Source organism: Streptomyces sp. NPDC102258, assembly GCF_055584685.1.
This window is the reverse complement of sequence record NZ_JBVJLO010000013.1, coordinates 127,620-146,059: the sequence shown is the minus strand read 5'-3', so window position 1 is coordinate 146,059 and position 18,440 is coordinate 127,620. Positions and strand designations below refer to the sequence as shown.

The following is an 18,440-nucleotide window of genomic DNA, read 5'->3' as shown; positions in this document are numbered from 1 at the left end:
TGGAGAAATGCGGATTGCATGCGGGATTCGGCTGAGCCATCGGATCGAATATCAGATCGGATATCAGATCGGGCATCGGATCGGGCATCAAGGTCAGGCTTTTCCGAATTCGTTGTTGATGATGTCGAAGAGGTCCTCGGCGGACGCCGATTCGATGACCGTCTCCTCGTCCTCCAGGGCGAGGGCGGCGCGCTCGGTCCTGTTCCAGGTCGCCAGGAGCGCTTCGAGCCGTGCCGTGACGCGGGCGCGTTCGGCGGCGTCGTCCCCGGGGACGGACGAGAGGACGAACTCCAGCTTGTCGATCTCCGCGAGGGCCGGGAGCGCGGGCACCGTGTCCTCGCCGAGGAGTTCGGCGCGGATGTGCGCGGCCAGCGCGGCGGGCGTGGGGTGGTCGAACACGAGGGCGGCGGGCAGTCGCAGCCCCGTGGCCGCGCCGAGGCGGGTGCGCAGTTCGACGGCGGTGAGCGAGTCGAAGCCCAGCTCCTTGAAGGCGCGGCCCGCCTCGACGGTGGCGGTCCCCTCGTGTCCGAGGACCGCCGCGACGTGCTCCCGTACCAGGCCGAGCAGGCGGCGCTCGGCCTCCTCGGCGCCCATGCCCCGCAACTCGTCCACCAGCCGGCCGGCTTCACCGGCGCCGCCGTCCGCACCGGTACCGGCGCCGGAGGCGTGCCGTTCGGCGTCGAGGACGCGGCTCACCTCGGGCAGGTCCGCGATGAGCGGGCGCGGGCGGGCGGCGGTGAAGGCCGGGACGAACAGGTCCCAGTCGACGTCGGCGACCGTGACGGCCGTGTCATCCGCGTCCAGCGCCTGCTGGAGTGCGGCGACGGCCCGTTCGGGCGCCATCACCGGCAGGCCGCGGCGCCGCAGCTGACCGGCGGCCTCGTCGTCGGCGACGAGCCCGCCCTCGCCCCACGGCCCCCAGGCGACGGCGGTCGCCGTCAGCCCGCGGTCGCGGCGCCGCCGCGCCAGCGCGTCGAGGTGGGCGTTGGCCGCCGCGTAGGCGCCCTGGCCACCGCTGCCCCAGACGCCGGCGATGGAGGAGAAGAGGACGAAGGCGTCCAACTCCGCGCCGTCGAGCAGCTCGTCGAGGTGTTCGGCGCCCGCGACCTTGGCGGCGAGGACGGCGGCGACCTCGTCCGGTCCGGTCTCGGCGAGCGGGGTCAGCTGCCCGACGCCCGCCGTGTGGAAGACGGCCGTCAGGGCGGGCACCGACGTGTCCTCGCGCAGCGCCGCGAGCAGGTCGCCCACGGACTGCCGGTCGGCCACGTCGCACGCCACGGCCGTGGCGCTTACGCCGAGTCCCGCGAGCTCGGCGACCAGGTCCGCAGCGCCCGGGGCCTGCGCCCCGCGCCGCCCGGCCAGCACCAGGTGCTCGGCGCCGTGCGCGGCCAGCCAGCGGGCGACGTGCGCGCCGAGCGCGCCCGTGCCGCCGGTGACCAGGACGGTGCCGCGCGCCCGCCAGGAGCCGGACCGCGCTCCGGCGTCGCCGCCGCCGGTGGCGGGGACGGCGGCCGGTGAGGCGGCGTGCTCGATGCGGCGTACGAGGAGACCGGCGGACCGTACGGCGATCTGGTCCTCGGCCCCGCTCCCGTCGGCCCCGCCGAGTACGGCGAGCAGCCGGGCGAGCGTGCGGCCGTCGGGGGCGGCGGGCAGGTCGACCAGACCGCCCCAGCGCTCGGGGTGTTCGAGGGCGACCACCCGGCCGAGCCCCCAGACCTGCGCCTGGGCGGCACTGCGGACCCGGTCGGCGGGGCCGGTCGCGACGGCGCCGGAGGTCAGGCACCACAGCGGTGCGTCGACCTCGGCGTCGCCGAGGGCCTGGACCAGCGTGCCGGTGAGCAGCAGGCCGGCCGGCGCTGCCGGGTGGGCCGGGTGCGGGGAGTCCGCGAAGGCCAGCAGGGACACCACGCCGTCGGGCGTCCGGTCCCCCGCGAGGGCCGTACGCAGCCGGTCGGCCACGGCACCCCGGTCGGTGACGGCCGGGTCCAGCAGGACCTCCCGTACGTCCACGCCCTGGGCCCGCAGCGCCTCGGCGATGCCGGGGAGCGCGGTGCCGTCACCCGTCGCGGGGGTGACGACCAGCCACGTCCCGGCGGGGCGGGCGGCGGCGTCCGCGCCGGCCAGGGGCTTCCAGGTGACCCCGTAACGCCAGGTGTCGACGACCGACCGCTCCGCGCGCTGCCGCCGCCAGGCGGACAGGGCCGGGAGCAGGGCGCTCAGCGGCTGCTCGGCGTCGATGTCCAGGGTGGCGGTGAGGGCGGCCAGGTCGGCGTTCTCGACGGCCTCCCAGAAGGGGGCGTCCACCGCCGCAGCACCGGCGGCGTCGGACGGCGCCGCCGACGGGCGGTGGGCCTCCTCCAGCCAGTACCGCTTGCGCTGGAAGGCGTACGTGGGCAGGTCGACCCGGCGGGCGCCGGTACCGGCGAAGTACGCCGCCCAGTCGACGGTGACGCCGTGGGCATGGGCCTGGCCGAGGGCGGTGACCAGCGTCTCCGCCTCGTCCCGGCCCTTGCGGAGCAGCGGCGCGAAAGCGGCGATGCCGTCGGTGACGCAGTCCTGGGCCAGGGCGGAGAGCACCCCGTCCGGGCCCAGCTCCACGTACATGGTCACTCCGGCGGCCTCCAGGGCGCGGATGCCATCGAGGAAGCGGACGGCCTCGCGGACGTGGCGGACCCAGAAGTCCGCCGAGCCCATCTCGTCGGAGACGAGGGCCCCGGTGAGGTTGGAGACGACCGGGATACGGGGGGTGTCGTACGTGATGCCCTCGGCCACCTTGCGGAAGTCGGCCAGCATCCCGTCCATGTGCGGCGAGTGGAACGCGTGCGAAACGGTCAGCCGCTTCGACTTGCGGTCCGGGAAGGCCGCAGCGATGGCGAAAGCCGCATCCTCATCACCCGCGACCACCACCGACTGCGGACCGTTCACGGCGGCGATGCTCACCCGGTCGTTCAGCAGCGGCAGGACCTCGTCCTCCGACGCCTGGACCGCGATCATGGCCCCGCCCGAAGGCAACGCCTGCATCAGACGACCCCGCGCGCCAACCAGCGCGCACGCGTCCTCCAGGGAGAACACTCCGGCGACATGCGCCGCCGCGATCTCACCGATCGAGTGCCCGGAGAGGAAGTCAGGCCGCACGCCCCAGCTCTCCACGAGCCGGAACAGCGCCACCTCCACCGCGAACAACGCCGGCTGCGTGAACTCCGTACGGTCCAGCAGATCACCATCCGTACCGAACAGGACATCCCGCAACGGCAGTTCCAGATCGAACCGCGCACACACCGCGTCCAGCGCGTCCGCGAACACCGGGAAGGCCTCGTACAGCTCACGCCCCATCCCGAGGCGCTGGCTCCCCTGCCCCGTGAAGAGGAACGCCAGCCCGCCGCCGGAAGCCGTGGCGCGCACGGCTCCGGCCGGCTGCTCACCGGCGGCGAGGGCCTTCAGCGCGGACAGGAACTCCTCGCGCTCCCGGCCCACGACGACGGCCCGGTGCGCGAGCGCCGACCTGGACGTGGCCAGGGAGTAGGCGACGTCGGCGGTGTCCGGCAGTTCCTCACCGGACGCGATCCACGACGCCAGCCGCTCGGCCTGCGACCGCAGGGCCGCGTCGCTCTTCGCGGACAACGTCCACGGGGTGACCGTCGGCCGCTTCCGCTCCGAAGCGGTCGGCGTTACGTCCTCGGCGCCGTCCGGAGCCTGCTCGATGATGGTGTGGGCGTTGGTGCCGCTGAAGCCGAACGAGGAGATGCCGGCCCGGCGCGGACGGCCGGTCTCCGGCCACTCCCGCCGCTCGGTCAGCAGGGCGATCTCCCCCGTCTGCCAGTCGACGTGCGGGGTGGGCTCATCCACGTGCAGGGTCTGCGGAAGCACCCCGTGCTGCATCGCCAGCACCATCTTCATCACACCCGCGACACCGGCCGCGGCCTGCGTGTGCCCGATGTTCGACTTGATCGAGCCCAGGAACAGCGGCTGCCCGTCGAGCCGCTCCCGGCCGTAGGTGGCCAGGAGCGCCTGTGCCTCGATCGGGTCGCCGAGGGTCGTTCCCGTGCCGTGTGCTTCGACGGCGTCCACGTCCGTGGCGGAAAGGCCGGCGCTGGCGAGGGCGGCGCGGATGACGCGCTGCTGGGACGGCCCGTTGGGGGCCGTCAGACCGTTGCTGGCACCGTCCTGGTTGATCGCGGAACCCCGCACCACCGCCAGGACCGGGTGGCCGTTGCGTCGGGCATCCGACAGCCGCTCCACGAGCAGCATGCCGACACCCTCACCCCAGCCCGTACCGTCCGCACCGGCGGCGAACGCCTTGATCCGGCCGTCGGCGGCCAGACCGCGCTGACGGCTGAAGTCGATGTAGGCACCCGGCGACGACATCACCGTCACACCACCGGCGAGTGCGAGCGAGCACTCGCCGTTGCGGAGCGCCTGGACCGCCCAGTGCAGGGCGACGAGCGAGGCCGAGCAGGCGGTGTCGATGGTCACGGCCGGACCCTCAAGCCCGAAGGCGTACGAAAGCCGACCGGACACGACGCTCGCCGCATTGCCCGTGCCGAGGAAGCCCTCGATACCGTCCGGAACGGTCTGGAGCATCGCTCCGTAGTCCTGGCCGTTGGTGCCGACGAAGACGCCGGCCTGGCTGCCGCGCAGCGTCTCGGGGTCGATCCCGGCTCGCTCGAACGCCTCCCACGTCGTCTCCAGCAGCAGCCGCTGCTGGGGGTCCATGGCGAGGGCCTCGCGCGGCGAGATCCCGAAGAAGTCGGCGTCGAAGTCCGCGACGTCGTAGATGAAACCGCCCTCACGGGCGTAGAAGGTGCCCTGCTGGTCCGGGTCCGGGCTGTAGAGCCGCTCCATGTCCCAGCCACGGTCGGCGGGGAACTCGCCGATGGCGTCTCCGCCTTCGGACAGCAACTTCCACAGATCCTCGGGCGTACGGACACCACCCGGGAAGCGGCAGCTCATCGCCACGATCGCGATCGGGTCGTCGTCGGCCGCGACGGTGACGGCGACCGGACCGGCGATCTCGGCCTGGCTGCCCAGCAGTTCATCACGCAGGTACGCGGTGAGGGCGGAAGCCGTCGGGTAGTCGAAGATCAGCGTCGCCGGCAGGGACACACCGGTCACGGCACCGAGCCGGTTGCGCAGCTCCACAGCCGTCAGCGAGTCGAACCCCAGTTCCTTGAAGGCGCGCTCGGCTCCGACGGCGTCAGCGCCGTCGTGTCCGAGTACCGCCGCGACCTGAGCGCGGACCATGCCGAGCAGCTCTCGCTCCAGCTCGGCCGCACCGAGCCCGGCCAGCCGGTCAACCGGCGAACCGGTCGCGTCGGGCCGGACGTCGGGCCGGGTCTCCACCAACTCGGCGAAGAGGGTGCTGGGCCGTACGAGGCCGAAGGCCGGGCCGAACCGCTCCCAGTCCACGTCCGCGACGAGCAGCGCCGCATCGCCGGAATCCCCGACGCTCTCTCGCAGTACGGCCATCGCCGTATCGGGCGCCATGGGCGGCAGCCCCTCGCGCCGCATCCGCGCGTCCATCGCCTCGTCGGCGGCCATGCCGCCGTCAGCCCACGGACCCCAGGCGAGGGAGGTCGCCGCCAGCCCGGCGGCCCGCCGCTGCTCGGCCAGAGCATCCAGGTAGGCGTTCGCGGCAGCGTAGTTACTCTGACCCGCCGCACCGGTCATCCCACTCATCGAGGAGAACAGCACGAAGGCGGCAAGCTCGATACCGAGCTCGACGGTCAGCTCGTGCAGGTTCAGAGCGGACGTCGCCTTGGCCCGCAGCACGCTCTCGAACCGCTCCGGCGTCAGCGCGTCGAGCACACCGTCGTCCAGGATCCCAGCGGTGTGGACCACAGCGGTCAGCGTCTCGGCCTCAGCGGCCAACAGCGTACGCAGAGCACCCCGGTCGGCGGCGTCACACGCCACCACCGACACCTCCACACCCAGCTCGCCAAGCTCCGCCGCCAGCTCGGCGGCACCCGGCGCGTCCGCACCACGGCGGCTGGTCAGGACCAGCCGCTCAGCGCCCGCCCCGGCCAGCCAACGAGCCACCCGGCCACCCAGGGCACCGGTACCACCGGTGATGAGCACCGTCCCGGACGGCACCCACGCACCCGAACCACCAGCAGCCGCACGAACCAGCCGACGCCCGAACACGCCCGACGACCGCACCGCGACCTGGTCCTCACCAGCAAGACCACCGGCCAGTACGGCGACCAGCCGGCCCATGGCCCGCTCGTCCCACACCTCGGGCAGATCGACCAGACCACCCCACCGCTCCGGCAGCTCCAGAGCGGCGACCCGGCCCAGACCCCACACCTGCGCCTGAACAGCAGACACAAGGAGATCGGAACGGCCCACACTCACCGCACCCCGGGTCAGACACCACAGCGGCGCCTCCACCCCAGCCGCACCCAGCACCTGAAGCAGCTCAGCGGTCGGAACCACCCCCGCCACCTCATCCAGCGCCAGCAGCGACACCACACCCGCAACCGCACTGGCACCCGTATCAGCCAGCAGCCCGGCCAGGGCGACGCGATCCGTACCCGGCTCGACCTGCACCCGGCGCACTTCGGCACCGCGTCCGGCCAGCGCCTCCGCCACGGCCGTGCCGTCCACGCCCTCGGCGGGCACCACGAGCAGCCAGATTCCCGACAACCGCGCACCGCCCGCGGAATCCGTCAGCGGCTTCCACGACACCCGGTAACGCCAGGCGTCCACCTCGGATCGAGTCCGCAGGCCACGGCGCCACGCCGAGAGGGCGGGCAGCGCCGGCAGGACGGAATCCCGGACGTTCTCGTCGTCCAAGTCCAGCGCGGCAGCCAGGGACTCCATGTCCTCGCGCTCCACCGCGTCCCAGAAGCGGGAGTCCACATCGTCCACGACCCCCTTGCGGGCCGCCGAAGCCGTCGGCATCTCCAGCCAGTAGCGCTGGCGCTGGAAGGCGTACGTCGGCAGCTCGATGCGGCGGGCACCCGTACCGGCGAAGAAGCCGGACCAGTCCACCTGCATACCCCGCACATGCGCCTGAGCCAGTGCCGTGACGACCGTCTCCGGCTCGGACCGCCCGCTGCGCAGAACGGGTACGAAGCCGACGGCCTGGCCGCTCACGCACTCCTGGCCCATGGCGGAGAGCACGCCCCCCGGGCCGATTTCGATGTACGTCGTCACGCCTGCCGTCTCCAGGGCCCGCATGCCGTCGAGGAAGCGGACCGCCTCGCGGACGTGCCGGACCCAGAACTCGGCCGAGGCCATCTCGTCGGTGACCAGGGCGCCGGTCAGGTTCGACACGACCGGGATGCGCGGGGCGTCGAAGGTGAGCCCCTCCACCACCTGGCGGAAGTCGTCCAGCATCCCGTCCATGTGCGGCGAGTGGAACGCGTGTGAGACCGTCAGCCGCTTGCTCTTACGGTCGGGGAACGCCTCCAACACGGCGGCAGCAGCATCCTCGTCACCGGCGATGACCACGGACGTCGGCCCGTTGACCGCCGCGATGCTCACCCGCTCGGTCAGCAGCGGCAGGACCTCGTCCTCCGAGGCCTGCACCGCGATCATCACGCCACCGCCCGGCAGCGCCTGCATCAGCCGACCACGCGCCGCCACCAGCACGCACGCGTCATCCAGCGACAGCACACCCGCGACGTGCGCGGCGGCAATCTCACCGATCGAGTGCCCGGAGAGGAAGTCGGGCTTCAGCCCCCAGCTCTCCACGAGCCGGAAGAGAGCCACCTCGACCGCGAACAGCGCCGGCTGCGTGTACTCCGTACGGTCCAGCAGATCGGCATCCGCACCGAACAGCACATCCCGCAACGGCACTTCCAGATCACACCGCGCACACACCGCGTCCAGCGCATCCGCGAACACCGGGAAGGCCTCGTACAGCTCACGCCCCATCCCGAGCCGCTGGCTGCCCTGACCCGTGAACAGGAAGGCGACCTTGCCGGAGACCGGCGCCCCCTCGATCACAGCAGCGGACGTACGGCCTTCCGCCAGTGCCGCAAGGCCGGCCAGCAGCCCCTCACGGTCAGCGGCCACGACCGCCGCACGGTCCTCGAACGACGCCCTGCCCGACGCCAGCGACCACGCCACGTCCACCGGACGCACATCCGCCGCGGAATCCGCCGCGGACAGTACGTAGGTCTGGAGGCGGCGCGCCTGCGCCCGCAGCGCCTCGCCGCCCTTCGCGGACAGCGTCCACGTCACCACCGGCAGCGGGGCGTCCTCCGTGGGCGTCTCCCCCATGTCGGTGACCGGCGGCTGCTCGATGATCGTGTGCGCATTCGTACCGCTGATACCGAACGAAGAGACACCGGCCCGGCGCGGACGGCCCGTCTCCGGCCATTCCACCGCCTCGGTCAGCAGGCTGACCTCGCCCGCCTCCCAGTCGATCTGCGACGACGGCGCGTCCACGTGCAGGGACTTCGGCAGCACGCCGTGCCGCATCGCCATGATCATCTTGATCACGCCCGCGACACCGGCAGCCGCCTGCGAGTGCCCGATGTTCGACTTGATCGAACCGAGCAGCAGCGGCCGGCCCTCCGGCCGGTCCTGGCCGTACGTCGCCAGCAGCGCCTGCGCCTCGATCGGGTCACCCAGCCGGGTCCCGGTGCCGTGCGCCTCGACCGCGTCCACATCGGCCGTGGCGAGTCCCGCACTGGCCAGCGCCTCACGGATCACCCGCTGCTGCGAAGGACCGTTCGGCGCCGTCAGGCCGTTGCTCGCACCGTCCTGGTTGATCGCCGAACCGCGCACCACGGCCAGGACCGGGTGCCCGTGACGACGGGCGTCCGACTGCCGCTCCACGAGCAGCATGCCCGCACCCTCGGCCCAGCCGGTGCCGTCCGCGCCGTCCGCGAAGGACTTGCAACGGCCATCCGCCGCCAGACCGCGCTGACGGCTGAAGTCGACGAAGGTCTCCGGCGTGGCCATGATCGCCACACCACCGGCCAGTGCCATGTCGCATTCGCCGTTGCGCAGCGCCTGGATCGCCCAGTGCAGCGCCACCAGCGAGGACGAGCAGGCCGTGTCGACCGTGACGGCCGGGCCCTCCAGGCCGAACGCGTACGAGACGCGGCCCGAGGCGATGCTGCCGGAGATTCCGGTGCCGAGGTAGCCCTCGACGCCCTCGGGCAGGTCCTCGCCGTTGCCGTATCCGGTCGCGTAGTCGTGGTACATCACGCCGGCGAAGACGCCGGTACGGCTGCCACGCATCGATACCGGGTCGATCCCGGCCCGCTCGAAGGCCTCCCACGAGGTCTCCAGCAGCAAGCGCTGCTGCGGGTCCATCGCCAGGGCCTCGCGCGGCGAGATCCCGAAGAACGCCGGGTCGAACTCCGCCGCGTCGTGCAGGAACCCGCCTTCACGGGTGTACGACGTACCGGCGTGGTCCGGGTCCGGGTGGTAGAGGGCTTCGAGGTTCCAGCCACGGTCGGTCGGGAAGGCGGTGATGCCGTCCTGGCCGGCGGCCACGAGCTGCCACAGGTCCTCCGGCGTCCGCACGCCACCCGGGAACCGGCAGCCCATGCCCACGATCACGATCGGGTCGTCCGTCACACCCGTGACCGGGCGTACGGGGGCCATCAGCCGTCCGCGGCCGACGTTCTGCTCGTCGGCCCCGACGGTGACGGCGAGCTCGGCCAGCAGGTGGCGGGCGAGGGCGACCGGCGTCGGGTAGTCGAAGATCAGCGTGGGCGGCAGGCGCAGACCGGTCTCGGCCTTCAGTACGTTGCGCAGCTCGACCGCCGTCAGCGAGTCGAAGCCCAGGTCCCGGAAGGCCCGTTCGGCGTCCACCGACTCGGCGCCCGAGTGCCCCAGGACCGCAGCCACGCGCCCGCAGACCAGTTCCAGCAGTGCAGCCTCGTGCTCGGCCACCGGCAGCGCCAGCAACCGCGCGACCAGCGGCGAACCACCCTCAGCGGCGCCGCCCCGACGCTCGACCGTCCGGCGCGCCGGTACCCGTACGAGTGCCCGCAGCAGCGCCGGCACCGAACCGGCCGACACCGCCTGCGCCCGCAGCACCGCGACGTCGAGGTGCATCGGCAGCAGCACCGCCGCGTCCTCCACCGTCATCGCCGTATCGAAGAGCGCGAGGCCCTCCTCGGCCGTGAGTGCCGCGACGCCTTCCCGGGCGATGCGCCGCAGGTTGGCCTCGTCGAGCTGTGCCGCCATGCCACCGGCGCTGCCCGCCTGCGGGGCCCACAGCCCCCAGGCCAGTGCGGTCGCCGGCAGGCCCTCGGCCCGCCGCTGCTCCGCCAGACCCTCCAGGAAGGCATTCGCGGCGGCGTAATTCGCCTGCCCCGCCGCCCCGAACGCGGCAGCCGCACCCGAGAACAGGACGAAGGCATCCAGGTCCAAGTCCCGGGTCAGTTCGTGCAGATACCACGCCGCGTCCACCTTCGGACGCAGCACCGTCGCCACCCGCTCCGGGGTCAGCGACTCCAGCACACCGTCGTCCAGCACACCCGCGGTGTGGACCACAGCGGTCAACGGATACTCGGCCGGTACGCCGGCCAGCAGCGCGGCGAGCGCCTCCCGGTCCGCCGTGTCACAGGCGACCAGGTCGACGTGCGCACCCAACTCGGCGAGCTCCGCGACGAGCTCATCCGCACCCTCGGCCGCCGGACCCCGACGGCTCGTCAACAGCAGCCGCTCAACCCCGTACGTGGAAACCAGGTGACGGGCGAAAAGCCGCCCCAGACTGCCCGTAGCACCGGTGACGAGCACCGTGCCGGAGGACCCGATCCGCACCCCGTCCCCACGCTCCGACGACGGCACCCGCACCAGACGCGGCGCACTGATCACACCACCACGGACCGCGACCTCCGGCTCCCCGGAAGCCAACGCCGCCACAACGGCAGCCGCAGACGCGGAAGACGCCTCGTCCACGTCCAGCATGACCAGCTGACCCGGGTTCTCGGACTGCGCGGACCGCAGCAGGCCGCGCACCGCGCCACCGGCCAGGTCCACCACACCCTCACCGGCACCGTCATCGGCCCCGGAGGTCAGCCACACCAGACGCGTACCGGCGAACCGCTCGTCCGCCAGCCACCCCTGCACCGTCTCCAGCGCTGCGGCGACCGCTCCGTGAACGGCTCCGACGACATCACCGCCGGGCACCTCACCGGTCGGCACGACGAACACCGCGTCCGGAACCGGCTCGCCCGCCGCCAAGGCCGCACCCAACGCCTCCGCGTCGGCGTACTCGGTGACCAACGCGCCCGTGTCGCCCAGTCCGAGCTCGTCCCGGCCCAGCACCGCCCACCGGAGGTCGGCCGCCACGACCGGCGCGCCGGCCGGGGCAGTCATCCACTCCACGCGGAACAGCGACTCCACGTGACCGGCACCGGCCGCGTTGACCTGCTCCGCCGAAGCGGGACGCAGCGTCAGCGACTCCACCGCCGCCACCGGCCGCCCCGACTCATCCGCCACCAGCAACGCCAGCGCATGCGGATCACCCGCACCCGTCGGCGTCAACCGCATCCGCAGAGCAGCAGCACCCACCGCGTACAGGGAGACACCGGCCCAGGAGAAGGGCAGCTGCGCGCCGGTCTCCGCCACGGCGGGGTCACCGTGGCCGATGGCGTGGAGGCCCGCATCGAGCAGGGCGGGGTGCAGCCCGAACCGGGCCGCGTCCTGGTGCCCGTGCTCCGGGAGCGCCACCTCGGTGAAGAGCTCCGCTCCGCGCCGCCAGGCGGCCTTCAGTCCCTGGAACAGCGGCCCGTAAGCCATGCCGTCCCCGGCGAGTTCCGCGTACAGCCCGCTCACGTCGACCGGGACGGCGTCCACCGGCGGCCACACCGCCAGCTCACCGAACTCCTGCGAAGCCTCCGAGCGGCCACCGGCCGCCAGCACACCCGACCCGTGGCGCGTCCACGGCTCTTCGGCCGCCGCGTCCTGACGACGCGAGTACACGGCGAACGACCGCCCACCACCCGCGCCGGGCGCCTCCACCACCAACTGGAGCTGCACACCGCCCCGCTCGGGCAGCACCAACGGCGCTTCCAGCGTCAACTCCTCCACCACATCGCAACCAACCTGGTCACCAGCCCGCACCGCCAGCTCCACGAAGGCCGTACCCGGCAGCAGCACACCGCCGTGGATCACGTGATCGGCGAGCCAGGGATGCGTGTCGAGCGACAGCCGGCCGGCGAGCAGCACTCCGTCCGAGTCGGCCAAGGTCACCGTCGCACCGAGCAACGGGTGAGCGGCGTCGCCGAGGCCGATCGACTCCGGATCCCCGCCGACGTAGGCCGCCGCAGCGGGCCAGAAGCGCTGCCGCTGGAACGCGTACGTCGGCAGGTCCACCCGCCGCGCACCCGTACCCGCGAAGAACGCCGACCAGTCAACGGCCAGGCCGCGTACGTGGATCTGCGCGAGGGCCGCGGTGGCCGACCGGTCCTCGGCCCGGTCCTTGCGGAGCACGGGCACGAAGACGGCATCCTCGCCGACGCACTCCTGGGCGAGGGCGGAGAGCACCCCGTCCGGGCCCAGCTCGACGTACGTCGTTACTCCGGCCGCCTCCAGGACGCGGACACCATCGAGGAAGCGCACGGCCTCGCGGACGTGGCGGACCCAGAAGTCCGCCGAACCCATCTCGTCGGAAACGATCGAACCGGTCAGGTTCGACACCACCGGGATCCGCGGGGCGTCGAAGGTCAGTCCCTCCACCACCTGGCGGAAGTCCTCCAGCATGCCGTCCATGTGCGGCGAGTGGAACGCGTGCGAAACGGTCAGCCGCTTGCTCTTACGACCGGAGAACGCCTCCACGACGGCGACCGCAGCATCCTCGTCACCGGCGATGACCACCGACGTCGGCCCGTTGACCGCGGCAATGCTCACGCGCTCCGTCAACAGGGGCAGAACCTCGTCCTCCGAGGCCTGCACGGCGATCATCACGCCACCACCCGGCAGCGCCTGCATCAGTCGGCCCCGCGCGGCAACCAGCGTGCACGCGTCATCCAGCGACAGCACACCCGCCACATGCGCGGCGGCGATCTCACCAACGGAGTGCCCGGAAAGGAAGTCCGGCCGCACACCCCACGACTCCACCAACCGGAACAGCGCCACCTCCACCGCGAACAACGCCGGCTGCGTGAACTCCGTACGGTCCAGCAGATCACCATCCGTACCGAACAGGACATCCCGCAAAGGCAGTTCCAGATCGAACCACGCACACACCGCGTCCAGCGCGTCCGCGAACACCGGGAAGGCCTCGTACAGCTCACGCCCCATCCCGAGGCGCTGGCTCCCCTGACCCGTGAAGAGGAAGGCCAGCCCGCCGCCGGAGGCCGCAGCGCGCACCAGCCCGGGCGCCGACTCACCGGCGGCAAGAGCGTTCAGCGCGGCGAGGAACTCCACCTGGTCCTCGGCGACGACAGCGGCCCGGTGTTCGAGCGCCGCTCGCGACGTGGCCAGGGAGTAGGCGATGTCGGCGGGGGCGTGCAGCCCGTCGTTCGCGGCGATCCAGGCACCCAGGCGTTCCGCCTGGATGCGGAGGGCAGCCGCGCTCTTCGCGGACACCACCCACGGGAGGACACCGGGACGCACCTGGGGCAGCCCGGCCGTCTCCGTCGCCTCGGCCTCGGCCTCGGGGGCCTGCTCGATGATGGTGTGGGCGTTGGTGCCGCTGAAGCCGAACGAGGAGATGCCGGCCCGGCGCGGACGGCCGGTCTCCGGCCACTCCCGCCGCTCGGTCAGGATCTCGATGTCGCCCGTCGTCCAGTCGACGTGCGGGGTGGGCTCATCGACGTGCAGGGTCTGCGGAAGCGCCCCGTGCTGCATCGCCAGCACCATCTTCATCACACCTGCGACACCGGCCGCGGCCTGCGTGTGCCCGATGTTCGACTTGATCGAACCGAGCAGCAGCGGCTGGTCTGCCGGGCGCTCCTGGCCGTACGTGGCCAGCAGGGCCTGCGCCTCGATCGGGTCACCCAGCCGGGTCCCCGTACCGTGCGCCTCCACCGCGTCCACATCCGTGGCGGAGAGGCCGGCGCTGGCGAGGGCGGCGCGGATGACGCGCTGCTGGGACGGCCCGTTGGGCGCCGTCAGACCGTTGCTGGCACCGTCCTGGTTGATCGCGGAACCCCGCACCACCGCCAGCACGGGGTGGCCGTTGCGCCGCGCGTCCGACAGCCGCTCCACGAGCAGCATGCCGACGCCTTCGCCCCAGCCGGTTCCGTCCGCACCCGCCGCGAACGCCTTGATCCGGCCGTCGGCGGCCAGACCGCGCTGACGGCTGAAGTCGATGTAGGCACCCGGCGACGACATCACCGTCACACCACCGGCCAGCGCGAGCGAGCACTCGCCGTTGCGCAGCGCCTGAACGGCCCAGTGCAGCGCCACCAAGGAGGCGGAGCACGCCGTGTCGACGGTCACGGCCGGGCCCTCAAGCCCGAACGCGTACGAAAGACGACCCGAAACGACGCTCGCCGCGTTACCCGTACCGAGGAAGCCCTCGATGCCCTCCGGGACCACCTTGAACGTGCCGTCGTAATCCTGGCCGTTGGTGCCGACGAAGACTCCGGCCTGGCTGCCGCGCAGCGTCTCGGGGTCGATCCCGGCTCGCTCGAACACCTCCCACGTCGTCTCCAGCAGCAGCCGCTGCTGGGGGTCCATGGCGAGGGCCTCGCGCGGCGAGATCCCGAAGAAGTCGGCGTCGAAGTCCGCGACGTCGTAGATGAAACCGCCCTCACGGGCGTAGAAGGTGCCCTGCTGGTCCGGGTCCGGGCTGTAGAGCCGCTCCATGTCCCAGCCACGGTCGGCGGGGAACTCGCCGATGGCGTCTCCGCCTTCGGACAGCAACTTCCACAGATCCTCGGGCGTACGGACACCACCCGGGAAGCGGCAGCTCATCGCCACGATCGCGATCGGGTCGTCGTCGGCCGCGACGGTGACGGCGACCGGACCGGCGATCTCGGCCTGGCTGCCCAGCAGTTCATCACGCAGGTACGCGGCGAGGGCGGAGGCCGTCGGGTAGTCGAAGATCAGCGTCGCCGGCAGGGACACACCGGTCACGGCACCGAGCCGGTTGCGCAGCTCCACAGCCGTCAGCGAGTCGAACCCCAGCTCCTTGAAAGCGCGTTCCGCACCCACCGTGCCGGAACCCTCGTGTCCGAGCACCGCCGCGACCTGAGCGCGGACCATGCCGAGCAGCTCCCGCTCCAGCTCGGCCGCACCGAGCCCGGCGAACTTCCCGACCGGCGTACCGGTGGCTTCCGCGCGGGCAGCCGGCCCGGCGGGGCGGGTCTCGGGCAGTTCGGCGAAGAGGGTGCTGGGCCGTACGACGGTGAAGGCGGGGCCGAACCGCTCCCAGTCCACGTCCGCGACGAGCAGCGCCGCGTCACCCGACGGGGTCACGCTCTGCCGCAGCACGGCCATCGCCGTATCGGGCGCCATGGGCGGCAACCCCTCACGCCGCATACGGGCGTCCATCGCCTCGTCGGCCGCCATACCGCCCTCAGCCCACGGACCCCACGCGAGGGAGGTCGCAGGCAGCCCGGCGGCCCGCCGCTGCTCGGCCAGAGCATCCAGGAAGGCGTTCGCGGCAGCGTAGTTACCCTGACCGGCCGCACCGATCGTGCCGCTCATCGAGGAGAACAGCACGAAGGCGGAGAGCTCGATCCCGAGCTCGACAGTCAGCTCGTGCAGGTTCAGCGCGGACGTGGCCTTCGCCCGCAGCACGCCCTCGAACCGCTCGGCGGTCAGCGCGTCCAGCACACCGTCGTCCAGGATCCCAGCGGTGTGCACGACAGCGGTCAAGCCGTCGGCTTCACCCGCGAGGAGCGTACGCAGCGCATCGCGATCGGCGGCATCACACGCCACCACCGAAACCTCAACACCCAGCCCGGACAGCTCCGCCACCAGCTCAGCAGCACCCGGCGCGTCCGCACCCCGACGGCTGGTCAGCACCAGCCGCTCAGCGCCCGCACCGGCCAGCCAACGAGCCACCCGACCGCCGAGAGCACCCGTACCACCAGTGACGAGCACCGTCCCGGACGGCACCCACGCACCCGAACCACCAGCAGCCGCGCGAACCAGCCGACGCCCGAAGACCCCCGACGACCGCACCGCGACCTGGTCCTCACCAGCGAGACCACCGGCCAGCACGGCGACCAGCCGGCCCATCGCCCGCTCATCCCACACCTCGGGAAGGTCCACCAGACCACCCCACCGCTCCGGAACCTCCAGAGCGGCAACCCGACCCAGACCCCACACCTGCGCCTGAACAGCAGACACCAGAAGGTCGGACCGACCCACACTCACCGCACCACGGGTCAGACACCACAACGGCGCCTCCACCCCAGCCGCACCCAACCCCTGAAGCAGCTCAGCGGTGGGAACCACCCCAGCCGCCTCATCCAGCGCCAACAGCGACACCACACCCGCGACCGCACCCGTGTCAGCCAGCGCGGCACGCACCGCGCCACCCTCCACCACGACCCGACGGACCTCAGCCCCCCGCCCGGCCAGCGCACCCACCACAGCAGCGTCATCCACACCACCGGCAGGCACCACGACCAACCAACTACCCGACAACCGCGCACCGCGCGCCGAATCCATCAGCGGCTTCCACGACACCCGGTAACGCCAGCGGTCGACCTCGGACTGCGTCCGCTGGCCACGGCGCCAGGCCGACAGCGCCGGCAGGACCGAACCCCACGCACTCTCGTCCGCCATCTCCAGCGTGCCGGCGAGGGACTGCGCGTCCTCGCGCTCCACCGCGTCCCAGAAGCGAGAGTCCAGATCACCGGCGAAACCGCTCCGGGCAGCCGTGCCCGTGAGCTGCAGCCAGTAGCGCTGGCGCTGGAAGGCGTACGTCGGCAGCTCGATCCGGCGGGCACCCGTACCGGCGAAGAAGCCGGACCAGTCCACCTGCACACCCCGCACATGGGCCTGAGCCACGGCACCGGTGACCGACTCGGCCTCCCCACGGGCTGCCCGCAGAACGGGGAGGAAGGCGGTGTCCGCGTCACCGGTCAGGCACTCCTGCGCCAGCGCCGACAGCACACCGTCCGGCCCGAGTTCGACGTACGTCGTCACGCCCGCGACCTCAAGCGCACGGACACCATCGAGGAAGCGCACGGCGTCCCGAACGTGCCGCACCCAGAAGTCCGCCGAACCCATCTCATCGGAGACGAGGGCGCCCGTCAGGTTCGACACCACCGGAATACGCGGCGCCTCGAAGGTGAGCCCCTCCACCACCTGGCGGTAGCCGTCCAGCATCCCGTCCATGTGCGGCGAGTGGAACGCGTGCGAAACGGTCAGCCGCTTCGACTTCCGGTCCGGGAAGGCAGCCACGACCGCCGTCGCCGCATCCTCGTCACCGGCGATAACCACCGACGTCGGCCCGTTGACCGCCGCGATGCTCACCCGCTCGGTCAGCAGCGGCAGGACCTCATCCTCCGACGCCTGCACCGCGATCATCACGCCACCACCCGGCAGCGCCTGCATCAGCCGACCACGCGCCGCCACCAGCACGCACGCGTCATCCAGCGACAGCACACCCGCCACATGCGCGGCGGCAATCTCACCGATCGAATGCCCGGAGAGGAAGTCGGGCTTCAGCCCCCAGCTCTCCACGAGCCGGAACAGCGCCACCTCCACCGCGAACAGCGCCGGCTGCGTGTACTCCGTACGGTCCAGCAGATCGGCATCCGCACCGAACAGCACATCCCGCAACGGCACTTCCAGATCACACCGCGCACACACCGCGTCCAGCGCATCCGCGAACACCGGGAAGGCCTCGTACAGCTCACGCCCCATCCCGAGCCGCTGGCTGCCCTGCCCCGTGAACAGGAAGGCGACCTTGCCGGAGACCGGCGCCCCCTCGATCACCGCAGCCGACGTACGGCCTTCCGCCAGCGCCGCAAGACCCGCCAGCAGCCCTTCACGGTCAGTGGCCACGACCGCCGCACGGTCCTCGAACGACGCCCTGCCCGACGCCAGCGACCACGCCACGTCCACCGGACGCACATCCGCCGCGGACAGCACGTACGACTCAAGCTGACGGGCCTGCGCCCGCAGGGCCTCTTCACCCTTCGCCGAGAGCACCCACGGCACCACCGGCAGCAGCGCCCCCTCTACAGGTGTCTCCGCCTCCACCGCGACCGGCGGCTGCTCGATGATCGTGTGGGCGTTCGTACCGCTGATACCGAACGAAGAGACACCGGCGCGGCGCGGACGGCCCGTCTCCGGCCATTCCACCGCCTCGGTCAGCAGGCTGACCTCGCCCGCCTCCCAGTCGATCTGCGACGACGGCGCGTCCACGTGCAGGGACTTCGGCAGCACGCCGTGCCGCATCGCCATGATCATCTTGATCACGCCCGCGACACCTGCCGCCGCCTGCGTGTGCCCGATGTTCGACTTGATCGAACCGAGCAGCAGCGGCTGCCCCTCCCCACGCTCCTGGCCGTACGTCGCCAGCAGCGCCTGCGCCTCGATCGGGTCACCCAGCCGGG

Annotated in this window: 1 protein-coding gene (only partly in view); it reads right to left on the bottom strand. The window is 72.2% G+C overall.

All coding sequences use genetic code 11. The features are described 5' to 3' along the window. Positions 1-93: 93 nt before the first annotated feature. A protein-coding gene (locus tag ACZ6ZT_RS22590; RefSeq protein ID WP_469721567.1) for a type I polyketide synthase crosses the window boundary here: on the bottom strand, positions 94-18,440 show its 3' portion. Its footprint extends 15,955 nt past the window's final position; the window shows 18,347 of its 34,302 coding nt (coding positions 15,956-34,302); its start codon lies beyond the right edge, outside the window — the gene reads right to left on this strand; its stop codon occupies positions 94-96.